The organism is Erwinia sp. 9145 (genome assembly GCF_000745075.1).
GTDB classification, from domain to species: Bacteria; Pseudomonadota; Gammaproteobacteria; order Enterobacterales; family Enterobacteriaceae; genus Erwinia; species Erwinia oleae.
This window is the reverse complement of sequence record NZ_JQNE01000001.1, coordinates 2,801,880-2,827,055: the sequence shown is the minus strand read 5'-3', so window position 1 is coordinate 2,827,055 and position 25,176 is coordinate 2,801,880. Positions and strand designations below refer to the sequence as shown.

The following is a 25,176-nucleotide window of genomic DNA, read 5'->3' as shown; positions in this document are numbered from 1 at the left end:
ACGTCAGGAACTAGTAGCGTGACTGCGTGGTTGTCGCAATCAGTGCGCCGAGAAATACCCCCAGCGCGGCACCGATACCGACGCCATACCACGGGTTATCACGAACGTAGCTGTCAACCTGCACGCCCGCGTCCTTCGCGACTTTCGTCACACGATTGCTGCCGCCTAATTTTGCGCGCGTCTGCTTCAGCAGCGTCTCGGCACGCGAACGGGCATCGTCAACTTCATCTTTCGTCTTGCTGCCGTAGGATTTTAATAATGCATCAAGGGTGTCGGCCAGCTCAGTGACGTCCTGATTAATATCAATGTCGAGGTCTTCTTTCTTGCTCGCACGGTTAAACATAATGCTTTCCCTTTGAAATGAAACACACTCTTAACTGTAGACTATCCTTCACGCTTTTAGCGAAGCGGGGCATAAAAGGGCGCGTTTATGGATTAATCCGAATGCGACCGCCCTTCACGCTGTTGTAGGCTGTGTCCCGCAATTGTGCGCTACTGCGTGCGGTTGCCGGGCACAACGTGGTGTGGCCGGGTCAGACAGTTTAGTAGAGGAATAAGCATGTATTTACGCCCTGATGAGGTTGCTCGCGTACTGGAAAAGGCGGGGTTTGAGAGGGACGCCGTCACGACTAAAGTCTACGGATATCGTCGCGGTGAGGATTATGTATACGTGAATCGTGAAGCACGAATGGGTCGCACGGCGTTGATCATTCACCCGGTGCTGAAGGAAAAAAGCCATGATTTCGCCCACCCCGCGTCCGATCTCAAAACCTGCGAACATTACGTACAGTTTCCCATGTATCTGAACGACGACAGCCAGCATCACTACGGCATCCCTCACGGTTTCAGCTCGCGTGCGGCGCTGGAGCGCTACCTGAAGCAGATGTTTGACTAACCTATCGTGCGGCGATTCGTCGCGCGCCTGCCTCGTCCTGATATTCGCCATAACCCGCTAAAAATTTCCCTTATTACGCCTGCTCTTATCGGGCGGAAATAATGAAAACCTGCCGCTTTACGCTTAGACTGTTTTTAACTCTTTCAGGACGCAGGAAACCTTATGAAAAAGCTGTTACTGGTGCTGGCGTCAGCATGGTTACTGAGCGGCTGCGCAACCATCGTTGGCGATAAAACGCAGGATGTGTCTGTTCAGACCTGGCCGCCGGGCGTGAAGTTTGTGGTGCAGGATGAAACGGGCCGGGCGGTTGCCGAAGGTTTAACACCGCAAACCGTAACGCTGCTGAAATCCGACGGCACCTATTTTGGTAAGAAGAAGTATCTGTTGATGCTTGAGCGGGAAGGCTACGTGTCAAAAACCATTCCGCTTCAGGAGCACCCGAATCTCTGGTACATCTTTGGCAATATACCTTTGGGCGGCGTTCCCGGCTGGTTGATTATCGATCCGTTTAACGGCGGCATGTACAACATTGAGCCGGAAAACGTCCATACCATTATGAATCCGGTTGGCGCACGCGGCTGATAACAGAAACGGGGCGGCCAGGCCGCCCTGATGCGCTATTGCGCGGTCGGTTTTACCATAGCGTGCGTGGGTTTGGTATGTTCCAGGTATTGATGCTGGAAAATACACATGCGGATGGTATTGCGATATTCACCGTTAATAAAGAATTCGTGGATCAGCTCCCCTTCGATTTTAAATCCAAGGCGCGTATAGATGTGAATCGCTTTCTCGTTTTCCTTATCAACAATCAGATACAGCTTATAAAGATTGAGCACGGAAAAACCGTATTCCATCGCCAGACGGGCCGCTTTGCTGCCGAGTCCTTTACCCTGATGGTTAGGATCAATAATAATTTGAAATTCGGCGCGGCGGTGAATGTGGTTAATCTCGACCAGTTCAACCAGCCCGGCCTTGCTGCCTTCATGTTCAACCACGAACCGGCGTTCGCTCTGATCGTGAATGTGTTTATCATAAAGATCTGACAGTTCAACAAACGCCTCATACGGCTCTTCGAACCAGTAGCGCATGACGCTGGCGTTATTATCAAGCTGATGAACGAAAGGTAAATCCTCGCGTTCCAGGGGGCGAAGCTTTACGCCGTCTCCGACAGGCATGGCTGACATAAATACCTTCCATAAAAATAATATTTTCTGAGGAAGTATACGTCGGAGGGCAATAAAAAGCAGTCATGAACGGGGGAAAGAACCACGCCAGCGGTTGCGCTGACGTGGAAGCAGGGGGATCAGAAGTTATAGCCCACCACCAGGTAATAACCCCAGCCGGTCGATTTCACCTCAAACGGACCGCGTCCGAAATTCAGCTCCTGACCATCTGCCCACTGGCCGCCATTATGGAAATAACGCGCCACCACCGAATAATGCCAGTGGTCATAGCCCAGCGACAGGATATGGCTGGAGGCGATGGAGTTGCTGGTGCGCGATGCGTCAGTTTTATCACGCAGATCGGAACCCCAGTCGAAGTTGGTAAAGCCAACGTAGCCGAGGTTACCGCCCCACAGGGTGGTGATCGGCACGAAGTATTTCACCTTGAAGCGATAGCCATCCCAGCTGTTTTCATTGGCGGCGCCGTAGTTTTCCCACTGATACTTCGCATAAACGTTCAGCGACAGCCCGATGTCTGAATGCGTATCGATATCGGTGCCCAGACCCATAAACCAGGTGTTCTGGCGGTTATCGCTGTTGCGGCCCATATCGTAGATATAGTTGTTAGCGAAGTACCACTCTTTAAATGGCCCGAAGCTCAGATCGGTATTGGTCAGTTTGTCGATGGAAAAACGCGGTTCGATCTCCATAAACATGGGTGAACCGTGATCGAAAATGCCGTTAGCATTTGAGTTGCCTGTGCCAAAGAAGTTGGTCAGATCGAGATAGCCATAAAAATCGAACCAGTCTTTTTTGGCGAAGGCTTCATATTCGAGGTAAACATCATTGTTAAACTGCGGCCCGAAACGCGTGTGATAACTGCCCACCACGTTCACGCTCTGATGCCACCAGTCGGAGGCGAACTCCGGGCCTTCAGAAGCAGCGGTTGACGAGACGCTATAAGAGAGCGCCGCAAGTGCGCCAGCCATCAGAAATTTATATTTCATTTTATTTTTTACCACATACTTAACGACCCTGTTCTGCCGCCACTGCGCGGGTCTTATTAAGTTTCAGTCGGGAGAAAGGGTGGCTGATAGTCAGCAGGAAGCACCCGTGAAGAACGCGGCAAGTGTGCCGTTATTCGCGCATTAGGAAATAGATATTGCTCACACTTGTCAAACTCTGTTTCATTTAATAAAAGGGAAAACGTGATATAAATCACGTTTTATTGGGATGTGTTTATGTCCACACGGAAAAATATTTCACAGCCGGTCGAAATGGTTTGCGCAGACCGATAAGCGCTCGCAAAAAAAAGAACAGCGCACGGTGAACAGGGCAGGGGGAACAGCAATAAGTGCAGCTTATGGTTATACCGCCGCCTCCCTGCGGCATTCACTTTATCCATGCGGCGTGATTACACCTGCGCCATCCCGCCGTCGATGCATAATTCGGCGCCGGCGATGTAGCTGCTTTCATCAGACGCCAGAAAGAGCGCCGCCGCCGCCACTTCTTCTGGTTTACCCAGGCGACCCAACGGGATCATGTCGGTTAACGCTTTGCGCATCTCATCGGTCACTTCATCAAACATTGGCGTATCAATGGGCCCCGGACTGAGCGTATTTACGCGAACGCCACGGTCGGCAAGCTCTTTTGTCCAGGTACGTGAAAATGCACGCGTGGCGGCTTTCGACGCCCCATAAACACCATAACCGGGCGTGCCGATAAAACCTGCAATAGATCCGATGAGTACCACTGCGCTGCCGTGCGGCATCAGCGGTAATGCGCCCTGGACGGTGAAGAGCGTGGCGCGGGCGTTCAGATTAAATATTTTGTCGTAGTGGGCGGGCGTAATCGTATGCAGCATCGCGGGTTCTGAGACGCCGGCATTTGTCACAAGGATATCAAGTGTTCCCTTGTGTGCTTTAACCGCGGTAAAGAGTCGGGCCAGATCCGCCTCTTTCGTCATATCGCCCTGAACAGCGGTGATCGATCCTTCCGCCTGCTTCACCGCGTTATCAAGTTCTGCCTGGCGACGACCGGTAATAAAAACGTGCGCGCCTTCGCGGGCAAAGCGCTGAGCGATCGCCAGCCCGATCCCACTGCCGCCACCGGTCACAACCGCTGTTTTACCTGTTAATTTTTGCATTTTACTGCCCTCTGATGTCTCTGATATGGACTTCAGAAAATACATTCTGTATATCTGATGTCAATTACGCACCAGATATATCTCAGATATACAGAAGGAAACCGTTACGATGCAGTCTGTTGAAACTTTACTTAATGATATCAATGCGACACGACCGATTCTTGAGCAGGTTGCCAACAAATGGTCGGTGCTGATCCTTACCGTAGTCTGTACTGAACCCGCACGATTTAACGCAATTAAGCGGCGGCTCAATCCTATTACGCATAAAGCGTTGACGGAGGCGCTCAGGCGACTGGAAAGAAACGGGTTAGTCACACGGCGCGTAATAACGTCGTCGCCCATCGCCGTAGAATATGCCATCACACCGTTAGGAAAGACGCTCCAGCAGCCTTTTAAGGCGTTGATTTCATGGGCGCAGACACATGGCGGAAGTATCGAACGGGCGCAAGATGCCTACGATCGGCGGGAATAGCGCGTTTATGGCGGGCAGGCAACGCGTCACTCAACAAAACGATATCCGATGCCGTTTTCGGTAATAAAGTGTTCGGGCCGCGCCGGAACGTGCTCCAGCTTCTGCCGCAGATGCCCCATATAAATACGCAGGTACTGGCTGTTGTCAGCGTTCGGCCCCCAAACCTGTTTCAGGATCTGCGCCTGGGTCAACAGCTTGCCGGGATTGTTAACCAGCAGCGCCAGCAGCTTAAATTCGATCGGCGTCAGATGCACCAGCGCGCCGGCGCGCGACACCTGATGCGCGCTCAGATTAACCACCACATCGGCAAAGCTGACCACCTGCTCGCGGGTGGCATGATTTCGCCTTAAGGCGACTCTGACCCGCGCCTGAAGCTCGCCGACGCCAAAGGGCTTGGATAAAAAATCATTTGCACCGGCGTCCAGCGCCTCGATTTTGTCCTCTTCCCCGGTGCGCGCCGACAGCACGATAATCGGGTTATCGCTCCACTGACGGAACTCCCTGATAAAACGGACGCCGTCGCCGTCCGGCAGGCCCAAATCCAGGATCACCAGGTCAGGCTGGCGCGCGGCGGCGGTGGTCAGTCCGCGCGCCAGCGTCTGGGCCTCAAACACTTTTATTTCATCGCTTTCCAGCGCGGTGCGCAAAAAGCGGCAGATCTGTTTTTCGTCATCAATGATCAGCAGACTTTTCATTACGTATTATCCGGTTCTTCGCCCAGGGCAGGTAGCGGCGGCAGGGGAAGCGTAATGCTGAAGCAGGCGCCGCCCTCAGGGCGATTCGCTGCCGCTATTTTGCCGTCGTGCATCTCAATAAGGGTGCGACAAATGGCCAGCCCCATGCCGACGCCCGGCGTGGCGGATTCTGCATGCCCACGGGTGAATTTCTCAAAAATTTGCTGCTCCATACCGACAGGAACCCCCGGGCCGCTATCCCACACGTCAATCTTAACCTTATCCTGCCATCGCGTAGCGGTAATTCCCACCGCCTGCCCGGCGTATTTACAGGCGTTCTCCAGCAGATTGACGAAGACGCGCTCCAGTAACGGGCCGTCCGCCTGAAGCAAAATCATCTGCGACGGCAGATCCAGGCTGACATTTTCCGCGGGCAGTATGGCCTCAAGCGATTTCAGCGCGCTGGCAATCACGTCGTCCAGCGCCACCCAGTCGGTGCGCAGGCGAAATCCGTCCGACTCGATGCGCGCCATATCCAGCATATTATTCACCAGACGGATGGTGCTCAGCGTTTGCAGGCGGATTTCGCTGGCCTGCGACGCATATTTCGATCCCTCAGCCGAGAGATCGAGCGTCAGGATCTCAGACTGGCCAAACAGCACGGTTAAGGGTGTGCGCAGGTCGTGCGACAGCGCAGCAAGGATGGCGTTTCTCAGCTCCTCGCGCTCTGCCGTTACGCGCGAGGCCTGTTCGCGTCGGGTCAGTTCAAGGCGCTCCAGCGCGCCGGTAATCAGCATGGCAAACATAGCCAGCAGGCGCTGCTGCTCCGGGATCATCAGATGGCGCAGATTATCCGGCTCAATGATCATCAGCCCAAGCGTGGCGGCGGAAGCGCGCAACGGTACGATCTTATAAGGCAGGCCCGGAAGCGTGTCGCTTCCCGCACCGGCAATCTGTCCTTTATCAACGCTCCATTTCATAATGCCGGCGTCCGGCAGCGTGCTGAGGGTTCTGCTTTCCGGGGCAACCGGCGTGCCCTGGTGATCCAGAAGCCAGATTTCACAGCGGGAAAAAAGCGCCGCGCCGACCACCGGCTGACAGATTTGCGCAATATCGGCAGGCAGGCGCGCACGGCTCAGGCCGCCGGAAAGCTCCGACAAATAGCGCGAGCGCTGTTCACGGTGCCGCGCCACCTTCGCCTGATAGCGCATACCGGCGGTCAGATTCCCCGTTATCACCCCGACGACCAGCATCACGGAAAACGTCACCAGGTACTGCGCATCGGTCACCGCGAACTGCCCTTCCGGAGCCACAAAAAAGAGGTCGAACGCCACAATATTCACCACCGCCGCCACAATGGAGGGCAGTCTGCCAAAGCGCATGGCAATCAGCACCACGCCGAGCAGATAGAGCATGACCAGGTTTATGGGCGAAAAGCCGGGCAGGAAGACTTTGCTGAACAGCGTAATAAACGTACAGGCCGCGGTTGCCGCCAGGCAACCATGCAGCCTTTGCCGCCACTTTTCATGGATTGCCCGCCCCTCAGCGACAGCGCCTTTGTTGGGGGGGTAAGCGTCATCAGGCGCGACAACGATCAGATCCAGATCGGGCGCCAGCAGGCTCAGGCGACGGGCAAAACGACCGGAAAGCCAGTGGCGAAAGATCCAGCGCGAGGGCGTGGGCCGCCCGATAATAATTTTGCCTAAATTGTGTTCGCGGGCGTAGCGCAGGACGGCCTGCGCCTCATCAGGATCGGAGAGGGTGGCCGTGACCGCGCCCATATTTTGCGCCAGCTGGAGCGTGTGTAAAACGGTGCGCCGCCGCGCCACGCCTTTTCGGTACATCGACGGTGTTTCGACGGTGAGCGCGTGCCATTCGCTGCCCAGTCGGCCTGCAAGCCTGGCGGCGGTGCGCACCAGCTTTTCACTGCCCGTCGTGGCGCCGATGCACAGCAGTACCGCATCGCGGGTATGCCAGACTTTTTCATCCTGCCCGCTGGCGTCGCGCCACGCGCGCATCTGGTCGTCCACGCGATCGGCGGTGCGCCTGAGCGCCAGCTCGCGCAGGGCATACAGATTGCCTTTGCGGAAGAAGTTTTCGATGGCGCGCTCGGCGCGGTCGCCCACGTAAACCTTACCTTCTTTCAGCCGCTGGCGCAGATCGTCAGGCGGGAGATCCACCAGCACCACGTCGGTTGCCGCATCGAAAAAAGGGTCTGGCACCGTTTCCCTGACGCGCACGCCCGTCACGCCGCTGACCACGTCATTCAGGCTCTCAAGATGCTGTACGTTCACGGTGGTCAGTACGTCGATACCGGCGTTCAGCAGCTCTTCGATGTCCTGCCAGCGTTTGGGATGCCGCGCGTCCTGCGCGTTTGAATGTGCTAACTCATCCATTAAGATCACAGCGGGCCGACGCGCCAGCGCCGCGTCGAGATCGAACGCGTGATGGCGGCTACGGTCGGTAACCCGGCGGGGAATAATCTCCAGCCCGTCAAGCAGCGCGGCGGTTTCCTCGCGACCGTGCGTCTCCACCACGCCGACCAGCACGTCCAGCCCCTGCGCCCTTAAACGGCGCGCTTCCTGAAGCATCGCCCAGGTTTTGCCCACGCCCGCGCAGGCGCCGAAATAGATTTTCAGCCTGCCGCGGCTGGCGCTGTCCGCCTGAAGCAACAGCGCATCGGGGCTGGGGCGGTGCGGATCGTCCGTCATAGCGTTTCCTTAAGGCTTGCGCTGAGCATCCAGCGCCAGGTTCAGTTCGAGTACGTTCACAACCGGCTCGCCGATAAAATATAACAGCGGACGCGTGGTATGCGCAGCGACCAGACGTTCTGTCTCCGCCTGCGTCAGATGCCGCGCCTGCGCCACGCGTGGAATTTGCCAGCGCGCGGCGGCGGGGGAGAGATGCGGGTCCAGTCCGCTGCCGGAGGCGGTCACCAGCTCCGTCGGCACGCGCGCGCCGGCCTGCGGATTGGCGCGGCGCAGGTCGGCTACACGCTGCCTGACGGCTTCATCAAGCGCGGGATTGCTGCCCGCCAGGTTGCTGCCGCCCGACGCAAGCGCATTATAGGGCGTTTCCGCCGTGGCCGAGGGACGCCCCTGAAAATAGTCAGGGCGGGTAAAATGTTGCCCGATAAGCGCGGAACCGCGCACCTGGCCGTCGGCGCGCAACAGCGAACCCTTTGCCGCAGCCGGAAACCCTATCTGCGCCAGCCCGGTCGTCATCAGCGGCATGGCGACGCCGGTTATCAGCGTCAGCAGAAGAAAAAGAGAAACAGCGGGACGAAATACGTTCATTGATATTACCTCAGACCAGACCTGATACGGTCAGCAACATATCGATAAGCTTGATGCCCGCAAAAGGCACGATAAGGCCGCCGACACCGTAAAGCCACAGATTGCGACGCAGCAGCGACGCGGCGGGCATCGGGCGATAGCTCACGCCCTTCAGCGCCAGCGGGATCAGCAGCACGATGATCAGCGCGTTGAAAATCACCGCCGACAGAATGGCTGACGCGGGCGAATGCAGCGCCATGACGTTCAGCGTGTTTAACTGCGGCCAGGTGGCCGCAAAAGCCGCTGGAATGATGGCAAAGTACTTGGCGATATCGTTGGCGATGCTGAAGGTGGTGAGCGAACCGCGCGTCATCAACATCTGTTTGCCGATATGCACCACCTCCAGCAGCTTGGTCGGGTTGGAATCAAGATCGACCATATTCCCGGCCTCTTTCGCCGCCTGGGTGCCTGAATTCATCGCCACGGCCACGTCGGCCTGTGCCAGCGCCGGCGCATCGTTAGTGCCGTCGCCGGTCATGGCTACCATGCGGCCTTCCGCCTGATACTGACGGATCAGCGCCAGCTTGGCTTCCGGCGTCGCCTCCGACAAAAAATCATCCACCCCGGCTTCCGCCGCAATTGCCGCCGCCGTCAACGGATTGTCGCCGGTCACCATCACCGTTTTGATGCCCATTTTGCGCAGTTCGGCGAAACGCTCACGAATGCCGCCCTTGACGATATCTTTCAGCGCCACCACCCCCATTACGATGTTGTCTCTGGCTACCACCAGCGGCGTGCCGCCTTTGCGCGCTACGGCCGATACCTGCTCCTCCACATCGGGCGGGAAAGTGCCGCCATTGCTTTCGACATGGCGGCGAATGGCGTCCACCGCGCCTTTACGCAGCAGGGTTTGCCCGGTATTCACGCCGCTCATGCGCGTCTGGGCGGAAAAGGGAATGAAGGTTGCCGACAGGCTTTGCAGGTCGCGCTCGCGCAGATTAAATTTCTGCTTGGCCAGCACCACAATGCTGCGGCCTTCCGGCGTTTCATCGGCCAGCGAGGCGAGCTGCGCCGCATCGGCCAGCGCCTCTTCGGTAATGCCTTTTGCCGGTAAAAACTGCGTGGCCTGCCGGTTGCCGAGGGTGATCGTGCCGGTTTTGTCCAGCAGCAGTACATCCACATCGCCCGCCGCTTCCACCGCGCGTCCGCTGGTGGCGATAACGTTCGCGCCAAGCATCCGGCTCATTCCGGCGATGCCGATGGCCGAAAGCAATGCGCCAATGGTGGTTGGGATCAGGCAGACCAGCAGCGCCACCAGCACCGTCAGGCTGACCGGTGTGCCGCTCCAGGCCGTGAACGGGTAGAGCGTGGCGGTCGCCAGTAAAAAGATGATGGTTAACGAAACCAGCAGAATGTTGAGCGCGACCTCATTTGGCGTTTTACGGCGGCTGGCGCCTTCTACCATCGCAATCATGCGATCCAGAAAGGTTTCGCCGGGATTGACGCTGCACCGGAGAACCAGCCAGTCGGACAGAATGCGCGTTCCGCCGGTCACCGACGCGAAATCGCCGCCCGCCTCGCGGATCACCGGCGCCGATTCGCCGGTGATGGCGCTTTCGTCCACCGAGGCCCCGCCAGCCAGCACTTCACCGTCGCAGGGAATAATGTCGCCCGCTTCAACCAGCACATAATCACCTTTGCGCAGGCTGTCGGCGGCCACCTTTTCCTGCAACGCGCTCTGCTCTGGCGACGAGAGTTTTTTTGCCCGGCTGGTGCGCGTAATCCCTTTCAAACTTTCGGCCTGCGCCTTGCTTCTTCCCTCCGCAAGAGCCTCCGCAACGTTAGCGAACAGCACGGTAAACCACAACCAGGCGCTGATGGCTGCGGTGAAGCCTGAACGATCGGTTTCACCGAACACGCCGCAGGCGAGCAGGGTAGTCAGCACGCTGCCGAGCCAGACGACAAACATCACCGGATTGCGGAACTGCACGCGGGGATCCAGTTTTTTCAACGCGTTCAGCAGCGCCGTGCGTATGATGCCGCTGCGCCCCCGGGAAAGATGCTGAGATGACATACAGGTGTTCTCCGGCGATTAATGCGCCAACAGTTGCAGATGTTCGATAACGGGGCCGAGCGCCAGCGCAGGAATAAACGTGAGCGCGCCCACCAACAGAAGGGTGCCGATAACCAGCGCGATGAACAGCGGCCCGTAGGTGGGCAGCGTGCCGGGGCTGGCGGGCTGTGTTTTTCGTTCCGCCAGCGCGCCCGCAATGATCATCAGCGGAATGAACGGAAGAAAGCGGCCCAGCAGCATCGCCGCACCCAGCAGCAGATTCCAGAACGGCGTATTGGCCGACAAGCCGGCAAAGGCGCTGCCGTTATTGTTTGCCGCCGAGGAGAGCGCATAGAGCGCTTCGCTGAAACCATGCGGGCCGGGGTTCAGTAACCCGGCGCGCCCGGCGTCGGTCATCATCGCCAGCGCGGTGCCGGACAGCACCAGCAGCGGCGTGATCAAAATGTAAATCGCCGCCATCTTCATCTCTTTGACGCCGATTTTTTTGCCCAGATATTCGGGCGTGCGGCCAATCATCAGTCCGGCAATAAACACCGCCAGCACCACATTCATCAGCATGCCGTACAAGCCAGCGCCCACGCCGCCAAACACCACTTCGCCCAGTTGGATCAGCCACATCGGGATCATGCCGCCGAGCGCGGTAAAAGAGTCATGCATGGCGTTTACCGCCCCGCAGGAGGCGGCGGTGGTGACCACGGCGAACAGGGCTGAAGTGAGAATGCCGAAGCGCGACTCTTTCCCTTCCCAGTTGGCGGCGGAATCTGCGCCGAGCGAAATAAAGTGAGGATTGCCGCGCAGTTCTGCCTGCATCACCACGGCGGCGGCGAGCAGAAACAGGATGCTCATCGCCCACAGCAGCGTTGTGCCCTGACGCCTGTCGCGGACAACGTTACCAAAGGTAAAGCAGAGCGCGGCCGGGATCAGAAAGATCGCCAGCATCTGAATGAAATTCGTCAGCGCGGTTGGGTTTTCAAACGGATGGGCAGAGTTAGCGTTAAACAGGCCGCCGCCGTTGGTGCCCAGCATTTTAATCGCTTCCTGCGAGGCCACCGGGCCCATTGGCAGCGTCTGCCGTGCGCCTTCCAGCGTGGTGATTGTAACGGGAGCATCAAAGTTCTGGACAACGCCCTGGCTGACCAAAAAAAGCGCCATCGTCAACGCCAGTGGCAGCAGTAAAAACAGCGTGATGCGCGTAATATCGCGCCACGCATTGCCCAGGTTTTGCGTGGAGTGTCGCGAGAAACCGCGTATCAGCGCAAAAAGCAGGGCGATGCCGGTTGCGGCGGAGAGAAAGTTTTGTACGGTGAGGCCGACCATCGTGCTGAAGGTGCTGATGGTGGTTTCGCCCGCATAGGATTGCCAGTTGGTATTGGTGACAAAACTGATCGCCGTATTCAGCGCCAGATGCCATGAAAGACCAGGCAGCGCCTGTGGATTAAGCGGCAGCAGATGTTGAATAAGAAGCAGGCAATACAGAAAAGCGAAGCCCAGAGAATTAAACAGTAACAGGGCGATAAGATATTGCCGCCAGTTCATCTCTTCTGACGAAATACCGCACAGTCGCCATACCGCGCGCTCAATTTTCTGCACTCCTTTAAAGGGGCGATCGAGTGCGATAACGGTCATGTAATCGCCAACCGGTTTCGCCAGCAGCAGTAAAACCGCCATAAAACAGGCCAGTAGTAAAAATCCTTCCGTAGCCATCAGAACGCCTCCGCTCTGAAAAGGGCATAAAACAGATAGCCCAGCAACAGCAATACCAGCACCACGCCGGTTATTCCGCCTGTACTCATTTTTCATCTCTCCGCTATGGGTGAATACGTTGAGATTTTAAATAAGCGTGAATATAAATGTCGTAAAGACTCCGGGGAGGGATATAAAGAAAATATAAAAATGAGAGCGCGTCAGGGGTGTGAACGAAGGTACCGTCAACTGCTTAACTGGTTTTTGTAGACGTGTCACGGTGTTGTGGCCACTGTAAAATAATAATGCTTCGTGAAACGTCTAAGAGGTTCGCGTTTAATGAGACAGTCTCAGACCTGGGGAAATTAAAGCCCGCAGGACTTATCTCTTGCGGGCTTTCAGAACGCCTGGAGAAAGCAGTGGTTGTCCGGAACCCTTTGCCCGTAAAGCCCACACAGGTATTTTTCGATTTGTTCAGGACGATCTCATGCCGCTGTCTGTTTCGGGCTTATCACCAGCTCAGCTCCACCTGTCTCTCGCCGAAAAACCTCGCACATCAGTCCCGCAAGACATTACTGTCAGCAGCCATCTGAACAAGGGCAGTGCTTTACGCCTTACCGGCAGCTGGCTGAACCCGCAAAAAGTGCGATTCACTTCAGCCCAGTTGCAGCTATTGGATGTCGTTCTGGGCGCACTGGATGGCCGGGAAGCGGTCAGTGATATCTCGCAAGACGAACTGGGCGGACATTTCGCTCTGGCCCGCCCCTGCTATGGGGCATCCAACATACACTATCAGCGCGAGGGATCAGCGCCGGATACAGTAGGTTTTTTAAGTATCAATGATAAACAAGGCAAACCTTTGCTGACGTTAGGTCACCCTCGATCGGCCGCAACCGCAGACAGCGCCGATGCAGGGGAAGTGGCCTGCCGTGCCGATGAAACAAGTATACTTGCTCACTCCCGACGGGACCCGGATGCCGCCTGGCAAAACGCTTTGTACATCGTGCCGTTTTTGACGTCTCAGGGCGAAAAAGCAAAAGTGGTGGGCAATTATGTAAAAGGGGATTCACTGCGTTTTGAGGTTAAAAACAAGGATGGAAACTCATATGCTGTACTCAAACGCACCCAGCTTGAGAAGGGCGAGCCCGTATGGATGCTCCCCCAAAACGCGTCTCTGGCAGGGGGAAATGGATCCATTCCTTATTCGATAACCCATGGACAAAACCAGGGTGTTCAATGCCTTCTCAATATTAGTTCTGGTCGTGATGCCAGTATCGAAAATTTCATCAAGAAGATGCTGGGAAATCTGCGTTCAAAACCAACTTCTGACCCACGTGCAGCTGATGCTGTTGGCATCCTGCGCCTGGTGAAAGATGATCATAACCATAGCAATAACTTTCATTTTATGACCTGTAGCCAGGGCCAAAAGCCGATTGGTTTAATGGTTGTAGAAAGGATGGATCGTAAAGAGGTTTATATTCATCATGTCGTCGCTGACAGTGATTACCCCGGGACAGCCAAAGCCATGATGCAACAAGCTGCAAGCATGGCAATAGCGCATAGTCAGCACGGAAAGCTTACAGTGTCGCCACTTAATGCGTCAGTTGCTGACAGCTTTGAGCGAAATTATGGCTTTGCTTCCAACAATGATGATAGCGATGATGATTTTGATGACGAGGATGACCTGGTTCTCAAGCCCGCTCAATCAGAGCTTTGGCAATGCAAAGTCGGTGGCGAAGCGAAACTAAAATCAGCTTGAGGCGCCGCTGTTACCTGTGCGACAGCTGGCTTTCAGATGAAGTTATTTTCTATTCTACACATAGGCAGATATAAGCCTGCGAGTGACGGCCGATTCAGAGAAAAGGGCACCTGCCGCTGAAATCTGTTCGATCAACGAGGCGTCCACTAACACCACCGGCGTCAGCAACGGTATGCAGTGTGGCCGCGACGTTCGCATACGCAGCGAGAAACGAATCTGACCGTTGATGTTGCGGCATTAAAGATTCAAACATTACGCGAAGACGACCGGTCAGTTATATGAAAGAAAAATCCCGAACTCACAAAGCCGGGGTTTATCAAATTGCACGTGCATTTTTTCTTTGTCGAGACAGATGTTAGTCTGGTCTGCGTCCCTAAGTGGCTGTTTTAAAAGCTGGCGGAGTCTGAATAATTTTCGCAACTTCTTGAAATTAAGTGTTTTTCGTTAATTCAACTTTGCGCCGTGTACCTAAACGTGTACCAATTATTGGATCATACCCCGGAACGGCTGCGCTAGGATACCGGATGCACGGCGCTAAATCCAAAATAAAATGATTTCTGGGAAAAGTGTTCACACTGTTCACTTTTAATTTTTATGTATTATATTCATAGGCTTATATGGTGAATGATTTGAGGGTGGATGTGCATTAGTGTGCACTATAGGTGATCACCTTAGCCAAAAGCGGACGTTTTAAAATTATGTAGACAAATGTGGCATGCGCAGATTTATAAGTTAAGATAGCCGCATACTGTAAGGCTGTTATGATTTTGGATGGGGGCAAAAATATATCCATGGATATAAAATATCATTTCGGAAGTTAATATAAAAATACTTTAATACAACCGTAGCGATTTATACCACTTTAAGTGGTATGCCCCTTAGAAAAAATCATATGATAAATAAAAGGTGACCCTATTATCATAGTAAATTAACTGATTTACTTTCATTGCCTTTTAGAAAATCGATCAAGAAAATTAACTTTTCATTTTTGCTGGAAGATAATATTTCGAGCGGAAAAACCCCTGCGTAACTGTCACGATCTGTGCAAGAACCGCTTAATAAGGGATGTAATAAATCCTTGCATCCATTGTTGGAACTTTTTTTCTTCTTGCCTAGGATTTCTAATAGCAAGCCCTCAAGGCATGGTGTTGAACCCACCAAATTTAGGCCTGCTCTCAACGCCTTTTTAACATAAATTGGTGGGCAAACTAAGTCTGTGTCCATAAGAACAACGACGAAATCGTATCCATCACATTTTTTACAACCTAATGCGTGGTCAATCACATTCTCGGGTCCCTTACCTCCAGCGGTTACTATGCTAATTTTAAATGAGCCATTTGCGAAAAGGGATCTCAAGTGCGACAAAAAGGCTTTTTCCGCATAACCTTCTCCAACCAAAAGAAGAGTTCTACACATTGTGCGGCGTAGGCTTTGTTTCTTTGCCATTTTAACATCCCTTAGATACAAATATTTGGTACGCCACCTAATGCACCGGTGATGTATTTTGCGTAAAGATTATCTTGACTTCTTAAGCCTTGGACATCATCGAGTCTCCATGCTTCACTTACACTATCATTTTTTTCTACGAGATATACATTGTGCTTATTTAGTTTTTTTAATATTTCAGGTGTATGACAGCTAAATATGAGCTGGGAATGTTGGCGGTTGATTCCATCATTAGCAAACATATCCAATAGCTCATTCATCATATAAGGGTGAAGGTCACTATCAAGTTCGTCAATTACTGCGACTCCACCAAAATGAAGTGCAGTTAGTAATTTATAAATAAAGTAAAAACAAGCTTGCGAACCCGTCGACTCCATAATGAATGGAACCTTAAATTCATTTTCATTATGGGAGTGAACACCATAGGGAATGACTCTGGTTTCATGTTCACCTGTTTTTTTATCTATAATATCCTCAGTCTTAAGTAATATATCGTCCAGGCCAAAATCCATGCGTGTTAAATATTTTTTTGCCTTTTCAAATACTTCGGGGTTATCATTGTAATATTCTGTTGCTTCTAGGACTTTATCATAACTGAAGTTGGATTTTCCAAATACATTTAAATTGTTCTCGATGCTATAGAAAATACTATGCATTGCATTAGCCACAATGTTGTCATCCTTTCTCCTGAAATATGAAATGGCAGAAGCATTTTTTGGTAGCGTCTTGAGTTCCTTTTCCGGGAAATCATTTTCTCCAGTATAGTCTGGATGGCTTCTTACTTTATATTCCTGAGTTTTTTCATCGTATTTTCTATAGAAAATAGATGAGAATAAACGGCTGGTTTTATATTTTATTTCCTCATGAAGGATGAGGTTTCTTTTAAGTTTTAATATGTATTTGAATTCGACTGTAAAAGTTTTATCATCAACTGTTGTTGAATCTACAAAACAAATTTCCAGCTCTGCAGGTAATTCCTTGTTACAGATGTGTGTATAAAATGGTAATGCATCCGAATTGTCCATGGATTTAAATGACTCACTACAAAACCAGCTCAAGAAAGCTAAAGGCTTCAATAGATTTGACTTACCCGAGCCATTTGGACCCATGACGGCCAGAACTTTAGCTATACGACAATCTATCCATTGCAGATCCATGCTTGATTCAGATGAATTTGCCTTTAGAGTCAGGTCTACAAACTGCTCATCTTTGAAGGAGTAAAAATTTTTGAATTTATACCATTTAATCATACTGAGCCCACTTAGACATATTTTTGTTTAATTTGCCCTACTATAGCACTAGGGGCTGTTCTGTCTAGCCTTAAGTTGGCATCTATCACAACAAGACGCATTCTCGAAATGTCCTTTTCTCTTAACTTAGATATGTAACTTTTGCATTAATAATGTAGTGGCATAGTGAATTTGGCCACCTGAATAGAGGTGATATCATCACCTCATAGTCAAAACAGGTGACATTATGACCGGACGTAAAAGGCGCAATTTTAGCCCCGAGTTTCGCCTCGAAGCTGCCCAGCTTGTACTCGATCAGCACTACACCGTTGCCGCCGCTGCCACTGCGATGAATGTCGGCAAATCCACGATGGACAAATGGGTTCGACAACTGAGAGAAGAGGGAGCGGGAAAATCACCCGTAGCGTCACCCATTACACCTGAGCAGATTGAGATACGTGAGTTGAAGAAAAGACTTCAACGCGTTGAAATGGAAAGGGATATATTAAAAAAGGCTACCGCGCTCTTGATGTCAGACTCCCTGAACAGTTCTCATTAGTTGAGAAACTCAGGGCGCGGTTTCCTGTTGCCGTTGTGTGCAACGTGTTTGGGGTTCATCGCAGCAGCTATAAATACTGGCGGCAGCCAAAGAGGCCTGACGCTACAAGAGTGGCATTACTGAGCCTTGTGCGTGAAGTTTATCGCGAAAGTAACGGCTCAGCAGGAGCGCGAAGCATTGCCGCGATGGTCACCACCAAAGGTATAAAACTGAGCCGCTGGCGGGCAACAAAGCTGATGAAAGCGCTCAATATTATCAGCTGTCAGCAACCTGGCCATCGTTATAAGAAGGCGTCTAAGGAACACATTGAGATCCCCAATTATCTGGATCGCCAGTTTGCTGTTACCGAGCCTAATCAGGCCTGGTGCGGTGATGTGACTTATATCTGGACGGGAAAACGCTGGGCTTATCTGGCTGTTGTACTCGATTTGTTTTCCCGTAAACCGGTTGGCTGGGCGATGTCATTTTCCCCGGATTCTGCATTGACAGCTAAAGCGCTGTCAATGGCCTGGGAAGCGCGAGGAAAGCCGGCTAATTTACTGTATCACTCGGACCAAGGCAGCCACTATACCAGCAGGAATTTCAGGCAGTTACTGTGGAGGTGTCAGATAAAGCAAAGCCTGAGTCGCCGGGGGAATTGCTGGGATAACAGCCCAATGGAACGGTTCTTCAGAAGCCTGAAAACAGAGTGGGTACCGGATAACGGCTACGTGAATTTTAGCGAAGCCAGCACGGCAATAACGAATTACATCACAGGATATTACAGCCAGCTCAGACCTCATCAATATAATGGTGGTTTGACGCCGAATGAATCAGAGCGATTGTTCTGGAAAAACTCTAAAGCCGTGGCCAGTTTTGCTTGACCACTACAGCATAACCTCAAGAATATCGAGAGCTTGTTTCGATAAAGGAACGACATGTTCGCGCTTAGCCTTCATGCGCTCCGCTGGAATAACCCAAAGGTTTAAATCCAAGTCGATCTCTGCCCACTGTGTTCCAGAGGCCTCTGACGGTCGTACAAGAATAAGTAGTTGCCATTCGATTAAACATCGGGTGGTGATTGATAGATTGGACATTACTAACGAGCGCATTAGCTTTGGCAGTTCTTCCGGTCGTAGTGTTGGCATTTTTTGTTTTTTTGGTTTTTCAAAAGCCATACCAACGCCCGAAGCAGGGTTCGCATCAATCAACCCCGTGTTGACTGCATAAATCATGATCTCGTTGATGCGCTGCACTAACCGGCGAACTGTCTCAAGCGCTCCGCGCGCTTTGATAGGCTCAAGCGATTCTACTATCGTTCTAGCTTTAAGTTGTTGGACAGGAATTTCACCAATAGCGGGAAAGACATCCTTTTCCAGCGATCGCCAAATATCCTTCGCGTAATCCACAGTGACGCTTTTGCTTTTGAGCTGGAACCACCTTCCGGCCACAACTGAAAAAATGCTATCCAGCTCAATTTGTCGTTGCTCTGATACTTCCTCTTGCTGTTTTTGCGGGTCGATCCCTTGCGCAAGTAGCGACAGATACTGGTCACGCATCTGGCATGCTACAGCGAGCGTCAGGGCAGGGTAAGAGCCTAGGCTCAGATTTGTGCGGCTACTACTATTTGGTCGCTGGTAGCGAAAACGCCACAGCTTCTTACCTGATGTTTTGACGAGCAGGAAAAGTCCATCGCCATCATGCAGTGTGAAGTCTTTCTCTTGAGGCTTAGCTTTGAGGATTTCGTTATTGGTGAGGGGGCGTGTCATCCGCGGCATGACTGGTTTCCGTCCATAATTGGTACACGTTTTTGGCCCACATTATAACGTGTACCAATTCGTGTACCAATTATCACTGGATTCAGGCGGATCCATTCGGAAGGTTACAGATACAAAAAAGCCCGCAGGGCTTACGCCTTGCAGGCTCTCAGGACTTCATCGGATGGTTCTGGTAGCCATCGATCAAGAATTTGGTGGAGCTGGCGGGAGTTGAACCCGCGTCCAGAATTACTACACCGTCGGCACTACATGCTTAGTCCAGTCTTTACATTCGCCTGTTAGCTGCGAACGGACACGCTACTAACAAACTAGCCTGATTGGATTTAACGCTTCAACCCCAGGCAAGGCATCCACGCGATCTCTTTTAGGTTTGACCTCTCTTGATCCCCGTCCTAAGAGCGGAGGCTAGGGAGAGAGGGCTCTGAGCAGGTTATTAAGCTGCTAGGGCGTAGTTTTCGTCGTTTGCGACTATTTTTTTGCGGCTTTTAACGAGGCCAACCGCCCCTCGGCATGCTCCTTGGGCTTCGCAAATCCTGTCGAATCCAGAATCAGCCCCAAGTACTGTCGGGCAGTATAACAGAAAAACCTGCTATAGCGCCAGATACTTAACGATTTGCGTGCTTCATAATGCGCGCTTTATCGAGTTTCCACTCACGGTCTTTGATGTCATCGCGCTTATCGTGCTCTTTCTTACCTTTCGCTACGCCGATTTTGAGTTTGGCCCAGGCGTTTTTCCAGTACATCGAGAGCGCAACGATTGTATAACCATCACGATTTGCTCTGCCGTAGAGCGTATCCAGCTCACGCTGCTTTAGCAAAAGCTTGCGGCTGCGTGTTGGATCGCAAACCACGTGCGATGAAGCCACGCTGAGCGCCTGAAAAGTCGAGCCGAAAAGAAAGGCTTCACCATCACGCAGCAGAATGTAGCTGTCGCTGATATTTGCCTTGCCGGCACGGAGAGCCTTGACTTCCCATCCCTGGAGCGAAAGACCCGCTTCGAACTCTTCTTCAATAAAGTATTCGTGGCGAGCCCGCTTATTCATGGCAATGGTAGCAGAGCCGGGTTTGTGTTTTTTCTTTGTCATAGTGCTACTTAGTTTACATGAAGCAAGGATTAATGGCATCCCCTGTCACATCGAAGCGGGGGAGACGAACTATTCTAGCAGAAGCCAGGCGGCTGAGAATTTTTGTTTGCCCGCCAGCGATGGTATGATTTACAGGTTGAAAATTAACAGGAAACGCTATGTCCCAAATCAGTCGTTCTGCGCTGGTGCCCTACAGTGCAGAGAAAATGTTCCGGTTGGTCAACAATGTTGATGCCTATCCGGAATTTCTTCCAGGGTGCACTGGTAGTCGAATTATTGATTCCAGCGAGCAGCAGATGACTGCATCGGTTGACGTTTCCAAAGCGGGGATAAGTAAGACCTTTGTAACCCGTAACACACTAACGGAAAATCAACGTATTAACATGCAACTGGTTGATGGCCCGTTCCGCAAGCTTTCCGGCGGCTGGCAGTTCACGCCGCTCAGCGAGGATGCCTGCAAGGTCGAGCTCAATCTTGATTTTGAATTTTCAAATATGCTGGTTGAGCTGGCTTTTGGTCGCATCTTTAAAGAGCTGGCCGGCAGTATGGTTCAGGCCTTTACGCATCGGGCGAAAGAGGTTTACGGTGCCTGATATCGCGGTAGAAGTCGTCTATGCGCTGCCAGATAAGCAGTATCTTTATACGGTCAACGTAGAAGAGGGGAGTACCGTCGAGCAGGCGATTAAAGCCTCAGGTATTCTTGAAATACGCAGCGATATCGATCTGACTCAGAACAAGGTCGGTATTTTCAGTCGTCCGGTCAAACTGCCTGATGAGGTGAAAGCCGGAGACCGCATTGAAATCTATCGCCCGCTGTTAGCCGATCCGAAAGAGTTACGTCGTCAACGTGCAGAGCGTGCCGCTAAAAAATAGCGCTAATTTGTGCACTTTCCCCGGCAGGACGCCGGGGTGCATGTCCACCATCAGGCTTCCTGCCTGAATGCTTCCTGTTACTTCCTTTTGTCTGTCAGCGCAGGTTTATTATCGATATGGGTCAGAACGCCATTGCCATCAAAGGTTAATGTCAGCGTTTGCTGCGTGACAGGCTCATGGCCGGGTTCCTGACGGAATACGTAATACCAGACGTTGCTGCCAAACGGATCGCGCATCATCGGCGTGCCAAGCGTGTAGGCAACCTGTTGCTGGGTCATGCCTGTGTGAATTTTTGAAACATCGGTAGCAACGAGGTAGTTGCCCTGATTAATATCCGGACGATAAACCACGCGCCCCAGGGTGGAACATCCAGCGGTTGCCATCATCAGAACAACCACTGCCGCAGCAGTCAGCGTTTTACAGCGCATAAGTCTCTTTATTCCTTTTCGGGCCAACACCTTCGGCATCTGGCTGTTTTATTTGCCGGTTGAACCTGAGCTTGATTGTCTGACGCAGGGAAGAGTCATTTTCCCTGTGAGGCAATCTTCAGGTTCAGCGTGGCTGTAACAATAGCGCCAGATGCCCTGAGCATCAATCATCTGCTTCTGGTAATTACGCCCGTTACGGCGCCAGGAAGGTGATGATAATAAACCTTTTCGCAGTTTGAAACCTCTACGAACCACGGTTATGACCACGGCTGCCCCAAAAAGTGCGGCGATCAGGCCGCCAGAAGATCTTTTGCGTTCGCCAGCGTATTGCGCGTCACTTCACTACCGCCCAGCAGACGGGCCAGCTCCTGTAAGCGGGCGCGTTTGTCGAGCGGCTGCATATGCGTTTCAGTCATTGCGCCATCGGTCTCTTTGCTGACATAGAAATGATGGTTGCCGCAGCCCGCGACCTGCGGAAGATGGGTCACGCACATAACCTGCGTCGATTCGCCCAACTGACGCAGCATTTTGCCCACCACTGCCGCTGTCGGTCCGCTGATGCCTACATCGACCTCATCGAAAATCAGCGCTGGCGTATCCATTTTACGTGCAGTAATCACCTGAATGGCCAACGCAATACGTGACAGTTCGCCGCCGGAAGCCACTTTAGAGAGCGGCTGCAAAGACTGACCGGGGTTGGTGCTGACGCGGAAATCAATGCGGTCTGCGCCTTCGGCAGTGAGATGATCGGCATTGAACTGCACCTCGATACTCAGCTTGCCATGTGGCATAGAGAGCGTATGCATGCTTTCAGTGATCAGCTCGCTCAGCTCCTGAGCAAAGTGAGCGCGTCGCTGGTGAAGCTGTTCCGCACAGGTCATCGCCAGCCGATGGTGCGTGGCGACGGCCTGCGCCAGTTCGTCCTGATCGCTCTCCTGTTTGTCCAGCTGCGACTGCTCTTCCAGCAGCTGCTGATGAAAAACGGGGAGATCTTCCGGTGAAATATGATGCTTACGCGCCAGCGCAATCTGCCGGGAAAGGCGCTGCTCCAGGTCATGCAGGCGGTTAGGATCGAGTTCCAGCTTTTCACAATAGTGGCGCAGCTCATCGCTGGCCTCGCTGAGCTGGATCGCGGCCTCATCGAGAAGCATACTGACGCCATTGAGTCGGTCATCCATCGTCAGCAGTTCATTAATCAGCTGCTGTGCAGAATAGAGTTGATTTTGCAGCGTGGCCTCTTCGCCGTCCGCCAGCAGCATTAACGCCTGCTGGCTCGTCGAAAGAAGCTGCCCGCTGTTCGCCAGCCGTTTGTACTCTTCATCAATGTTTTCATATTCACCGGCAACAGGCGCAAACTCATTCAGCTCTTTTAGCTGATATTGCAGCAGTTCGCGGCGCGCCTCACGCTCCTGTGACTGCTGCTGATGTTTAGCCAGCGAGCGGCAGCTTTGGTTCCACTGGCGATAGCTGTTCGCCATCTGCTGCATCAGCGCGTTTTCACCCGCATAGGCGTCCAGCAGGGTTTTCTGATGTTCAGGCTTCAACAACAGTTGGTGGGCATGCTGACCATGAATTTGAATCAATAACTGACCCAAATCACGCAGTTGAGAAAGGGGAACGGCAGTGCCGTTGATAAAGCCACGTGAGCGACCGTCGCTGCTGATGACGCGACGCAGCAGGCACTCATGCCCTTCATCAAGCTGATTTTCCGTCAGCCAGGCAAGGGCGGAAGGCGTATCTTTCAGTGAGAAACGGGCGCAGATATCAGCACGCGTCGCGCCCTGGCGCACCATATCTGCTTCGGCACGGCCGCCCAGGCACAGGCTCAGCGCATCAATAGCAATAGATTTACCCGCACCGGTTTCGCCGGTTATAGCGGTCATGCCACGTTGAAAATCGATTTCCAGCTCACGAACAATCGCAAAATTACTGATGGTCAGTTGTGCCAGCATAGTTATCGTTCCTGTATGAAAACACAGATATGGTTTTTCATACAGTATATACTGGTTTTATAACCAGTAAAGAGGCGTGATGCATTTCAGAACAATTTTTTTGACCAGCCGAGCTTGGAACTTAGCGTATTGAAGTAATTGTAATTTTGTGGATGGATCAGGTTCAGATGATCCTCATTCCGACGGATTAACACGTCTTCGCCCTCCTGGATGGGCAGGGCAATCTGGCTGTCGCAGCTGACTTCAAGGTCGCTGCGCATGTTGGAAAAGCGCAGGCGAATGGTGCTGCTGCTGTTAATAACCAGCGGCCTGGCAGAAAGCGTATGCGGGAACATCGGTACAATAGCGATGGCGTCGAGAGAGGGCGTCAGGATCGGGCCGCCAGCAGAGAGCGAATAAGCGGTTGAACCGGTGGGCGTCGAGATGATTAACCCGTCGGAGCGCTGTGAAAAAGCAAAGGTTTCATCAATATACACTTCGAATTCGATCATGTGCGCCACCTTCCCCGGATGCAGCACCACTTCATTAATGGCGGTGCCGATGCGCGGTTCGCAGCCCTGACGACATACCTGCGCCTCCAACAGAAAGCGGCTCTCGGTAATATATTTTCCCTCCAGCACGTCGTCCAGCTGCTGCTGAGCGTTGTCCGGGTCCAGATCGGTCAGGAATCCGAGGTTGCCGCGGTTGATGCCAATCACCTTAATATCGTAGCGAGCCAGTCCCCGCGCCGCGCCCAGCATGTTGCCATCGCCGCCCACCACCACGGCAAGATCGGCCCGTTTGCCAATTTCAGCGAGCGTACCCGTCGCCACACCGTCCAGCTTCAGCTCATGGGCAATTTGTTGCTCGATAATGACGTCATAGCCTTTTGCCGTCAGCCAGCGACAAAGCGTTTCGTGCGTGGTCAGCGCGGTTGGGTGGCGCGGATGGCCTACAATTCCAATGCAGTTAAAGTGCTTGTTCATGTTGCTGACGTTCCTCATGAGGCCTGCTCCTTCAGACAATGTGACGGGTTCCCTTGAAACCGTTATTCTGATCCCCATAATAAGCGAACCAGCGAGACGAATGTGCATAAACGCGGAGAAATTCATGAGTAGTAAAGAACAGAACACACCAAACGAGCAAGTCTCAGATGATATCGGGATGGAGCAGGCACACACTCAGGACGCAGAGACGGCAGCAGGCGTGGATCCGCGTGATGAACGCATTGCCGAACTGGAGGCGCAGTTGACCGAATCACAGGGCGGTGTTCGCGAAGCCCAGCTGCGTGCGCAGGCGGAAATCGAAAATATTCGCCGTCGTGCGGAACAGGATGTTGAAAAGGCGCACAAGTTTGCGCTGGAAAAATTTGCTAATGAGCTGCTGCCCGTTATCGACAGTCTTGAGCGCGCGCTGGAGATGACCGATAAAGACAATCCGGAACTGACGGCAATGGTTGAAGGTATCGACCTGACGCTGAAGTCTCTGTTGGGCGCGGTGCGCAAGTTTGGCGTGGAAGTGGTGGGTGACGTGAATGTCCCGTTCAACCCTGAGATCCATCAGGCTATGTCGATGATGGAATCCGAAGACGTTGCGCCAAACCATGTAATGATGGTGATGCAGCGTGGCTATACGCTGAACGGGCGTCTGCTTCGTCCGGCGATGGTCGCGGTGGCTAAAGCAAAATCCTGACTGGAAGAAAGCACCGTCATCGGTGCTTTTTTTTT

At 52.7% G+C, this 25,176-nt stretch carries 24 protein-coding genes, 1 other RNA gene and 1 pseudogene; 8 read left to right on the top strand and 18 right to left on the bottom strand.

Annotated features, from left to right (window positions below; genetic code table 11):
• Positions 1 to 10 precede the first annotated feature (10 nt).
• A complete protein-coding gene (locus tag FA91_RS13495; RefSeq protein WP_034916471.1) occupies positions 11 to 343 on the bottom strand; it encodes a DUF883 family protein in 333 nt (110 codons plus the stop codon).
• 216 nt (positions 344 to 559) lie between these two features.
• Here FA91_RS13495 and FA91_RS13490 point away from each other — a divergent pair, with 216 nt between their 5' ends.
• Together FA91_RS13490 and FA91_RS13485 are read left to right on the top strand one after the other, a co-directional pair.
• Entirely contained in the window at positions 560 to 895 is a 336-nt protein-coding gene (locus tag FA91_RS13490; RefSeq protein WP_034916470.1) for a DUF2002 family protein, read from the top strand.
• A 162-nt stretch (positions 896 to 1,057) separates the two neighbouring features.
• Entirely contained in the window at positions 1,058 to 1,477 is a 420-nt protein-coding gene (locus tag FA91_RS13485) for a hypothetical protein (RefSeq protein ID WP_034916469.1), read from the top strand.
• 35 nt (positions 1,478 to 1,512) lie between these two features.
• Here the strand turns inward: FA91_RS13485 and speG are convergent, their stop codons facing one another.
• From speG to FA91_RS13470, 3 genes are all read right to left on the bottom strand, one after another.
• On the bottom strand, positions 1,513 to 2,079 hold the full coding sequence (gene speG, locus FA91_RS13480) for a spermidine N1-acetyltransferase (protein ID WP_034916467.1): 567 nt from the start codon (positions 2,077 to 2,079) through the stop codon (positions 1,513 to 1,515).
• A gap of 119 nt (positions 2,080 to 2,198) precedes the next feature.
• Positions 2,199 to 3,065, bottom strand: coding sequence for a nucleoside-specific channel-forming protein Tsx (locus FA91_RS13475; protein ID WP_034919319.1), 867 nt, complete (start codon positions 3,063 to 3,065; stop codon positions 2,199 to 2,201).
• A gap of 407 nt (positions 3,066 to 3,472) precedes the next feature.
• Positions 3,473 to 4,204 carry an SDR family oxidoreductase gene (locus FA91_RS13470; RefSeq protein ID WP_034916465.1) on the bottom strand — a complete coding sequence of 244 codons (732 nt, stop codon included), beginning with the start codon at positions 4,202 to 4,204 and terminating at the stop codon, positions 3,473 to 3,475.
• Between the two features lie 109 nt (positions 4,205 to 4,313).
• Here FA91_RS13470 and FA91_RS13465 point away from each other — a divergent pair, with 109 nt between their 5' ends.
• On the top strand, positions 4,314 to 4,676 hold the full coding sequence (locus tag FA91_RS13465) for a helix-turn-helix domain-containing protein (RefSeq protein ID WP_034916463.1): 363 nt from the start codon (positions 4,314 to 4,316) through the stop codon (positions 4,674 to 4,676).
• Between the two features lie 26 nt (positions 4,677 to 4,702).
• Here the strand turns inward: FA91_RS13465 and kdpE are convergent, their stop codons facing one another.
• The 6 genes from kdpE to kdpF are packed head-to-tail and all read right to left on the bottom strand — an operon-like array spanning position 4,703 to position 12,492.
• Positions 4,703 to 5,371, bottom strand: a complete 669-nt coding sequence (gene kdpE, locus FA91_RS13460; RefSeq protein ID WP_034916461.1) for a two-component system response regulator KdpE — start codon at positions 5,369 to 5,371, stop codon at positions 4,703 to 4,705.
• Positions 5,371 to 8,061, bottom strand: coding sequence for a two-component system sensor histidine kinase KdpD (kdpD, locus tag FA91_RS13455; RefSeq protein WP_034916459.1), 2,691 nt, complete (start codon positions 8,059 to 8,061; stop codon positions 5,371 to 5,373). Before kdpD ends, kdpE begins: the two co-directional genes overlap by 1 nt.
• A 9-nt stretch (positions 8,062 to 8,070) precedes the next feature.
• The gene (gene kdpC / locus FA91_RS13450) at positions 8,071 to 8,646 is read right to left on the bottom strand and encodes a potassium-transporting ATPase subunit KdpC (protein ID WP_034916458.1); all 576 of its coding nucleotides are present in this window, start codon (positions 8,644 to 8,646) and stop codon (positions 8,071 to 8,073) included.
• A 10-nt stretch (positions 8,647 to 8,656) separates the two neighbouring features.
• A complete protein-coding gene (kdpB, locus tag FA91_RS13445; protein WP_034916456.1) occupies positions 8,657 to 10,699 on the bottom strand; it encodes a potassium-transporting ATPase subunit KdpB in 2,043 nt (680 codons plus the stop codon).
• An 18-nt stretch (positions 10,700 to 10,717) separates the two neighbouring features.
• Positions 10,718 to 12,403 carry a potassium-transporting ATPase subunit KdpA gene (gene kdpA / locus FA91_RS13440; protein WP_034916454.1) on the bottom strand — a complete coding sequence of 562 codons (1,686 nt, stop codon included), beginning with the start codon at positions 12,401 to 12,403 and terminating at the stop codon, positions 10,718 to 10,720.
• Complete coding sequence (gene kdpF, locus FA91_RS13435; RefSeq protein WP_034916452.1) at positions 12,403 to 12,492, bottom strand: K(+)-transporting ATPase subunit F; 90 nt, start codon at positions 12,490 to 12,492, stop codon at positions 12,403 to 12,405. Before kdpF ends, kdpA begins: the two co-directional genes overlap by 1 nt.
• Positions 12,493 to 12,869: 377 nt before the next feature.
• On the opposite strand from kdpF, the gene FA91_RS13430 reads away from it, so the two are divergent.
• Positions 12,870 to 14,141, top strand: coding sequence for a hypothetical protein (locus FA91_RS13430; protein WP_034916451.1), 1,272 nt, complete (start codon positions 12,870 to 12,872; stop codon positions 14,139 to 14,141).
• A 918-nt stretch (positions 14,142 to 15,059) separates the two neighbouring features.
• Here the strand turns inward: FA91_RS13430 and FA91_RS13425 are convergent.
• Both FA91_RS13425 and FA91_RS13420 read right to left on the bottom strand, forming a co-directional pair.
• Positions 15,060 to 15,587, bottom strand: coding sequence for a hypothetical protein (locus FA91_RS13425; protein WP_034916450.1), 528 nt, complete (start codon positions 15,585 to 15,587; stop codon positions 15,060 to 15,062).
• 11 nt (positions 15,588 to 15,598) lie between these two features.
• A complete protein-coding gene (locus FA91_RS13420; protein ID WP_034916448.1) occupies positions 15,599 to 16,837 on the bottom strand; it encodes an AAA family ATPase in 1,239 nt (412 codons plus the stop codon).
• A 226-nt stretch (positions 16,838 to 17,063) separates the two neighbouring features.
• Between FA91_RS13420 and FA91_RS13410 the strand changes: the two genes are divergently transcribed.
• Positions 17,064 to 18,238 (top strand): IS3 family transposase gene (locus FA91_RS13410; protein WP_156103083.1). Its coding sequence is split into 2 segments (ribosomal slippage): positions 17,064 to 17,331 and positions 17,331 to 18,238, totalling 1,176 coding nucleotides; the frame shifts between segments, so codons are not numbered across the junction.
• 9 nt (positions 18,239 to 18,247) lie between these two features.
• Here FA91_RS13410 and FA91_RS13405 read toward each other — a convergent pair.
• From FA91_RS13405 to smpB, 3 genes and pseudogenes are all read right to left on the bottom strand, one after another.
• Positions 18,248 to 19,132: pseudogene (locus FA91_RS13405) on the bottom strand (integrase arm-type DNA-binding domain-containing protein); the annotation flags it as partial.
• A 192-nt stretch (positions 19,133 to 19,324) separates the two neighbouring features.
• Positions 19,325 to 19,688, bottom strand: a transfer-messenger RNA (tmRNA) gene (ssrA, locus tag FA91_RS20545).
• A 49-nt stretch (positions 19,689 to 19,737) separates the two neighbouring features.
• Complete coding sequence (smpB, locus tag FA91_RS13400; RefSeq protein ID WP_034916442.1) at positions 19,738 to 20,217, bottom strand: SsrA-binding protein SmpB; 480 nt, start codon at positions 20,215 to 20,217, stop codon at positions 19,738 to 19,740.
• Between the two features lie 158 nt (positions 20,218 to 20,375).
• Between smpB and FA91_RS13395 the strand changes: the two genes are divergently transcribed.
• Both FA91_RS13395 and FA91_RS13390 read left to right on the top strand, forming a co-directional pair.
• A complete protein-coding gene (locus FA91_RS13395) occupies positions 20,376 to 20,810 on the top strand; it encodes a type II toxin-antitoxin system RatA family toxin (protein ID WP_034916441.1) in 435 nt (144 codons plus the stop codon).
• Positions 20,803 to 21,090, top strand: coding sequence for an RnfH family protein (locus tag FA91_RS13390; protein ID WP_034916440.1), 288 nt, complete (start codon positions 20,803 to 20,805; stop codon positions 21,088 to 21,090). Before FA91_RS13395 ends, FA91_RS13390 begins: the two co-directional genes overlap by 8 nt.
• Positions 21,091 to 21,167: 77 nt before the next feature.
• Here FA91_RS13390 and bamE read toward each other — a convergent pair whose 3' ends face one another.
• The 3 genes from bamE to nadK form a co-directional block, all read right to left on the bottom strand.
• Positions 21,168 to 21,518 (bottom strand): outer membrane protein assembly factor BamE, encoded by a 351-nt coding sequence (gene bamE / locus FA91_RS13385; RefSeq protein WP_034916438.1) that lies wholly within the window; start codon positions 21,516 to 21,518, stop codon positions 21,168 to 21,170.
• Positions 21,519 to 21,808: 290 nt separating this feature from the next.
• Positions 21,809 to 23,470, bottom strand: a complete 1,662-nt coding sequence (recN, locus tag FA91_RS13380; RefSeq protein ID WP_034916436.1) for a DNA repair protein RecN — start codon at positions 23,468 to 23,470, stop codon at positions 21,809 to 21,811.
• A gap of 86 nt (positions 23,471 to 23,556) precedes the next feature.
• The gene (gene nadK / locus FA91_RS13375; protein WP_034919315.1) at positions 23,557 to 24,435 is read right to left on the bottom strand and encodes an NAD(+) kinase; all 879 of its coding nucleotides are present in this window, start codon (positions 24,433 to 24,435) and stop codon (positions 23,557 to 23,559) included.
• A 124-nt stretch (positions 24,436 to 24,559) separates the two neighbouring features.
• Between nadK and grpE the strand changes: the two genes are divergently transcribed.
• A complete protein-coding gene (gene grpE, locus FA91_RS13370) occupies positions 24,560 to 25,141 on the top strand; it encodes a nucleotide exchange factor GrpE (RefSeq protein WP_034916434.1) in 582 nt (193 codons plus the stop codon).
• The last annotated feature ends 35 nt before the right edge of the window (positions 25,142 to 25,176 follow it).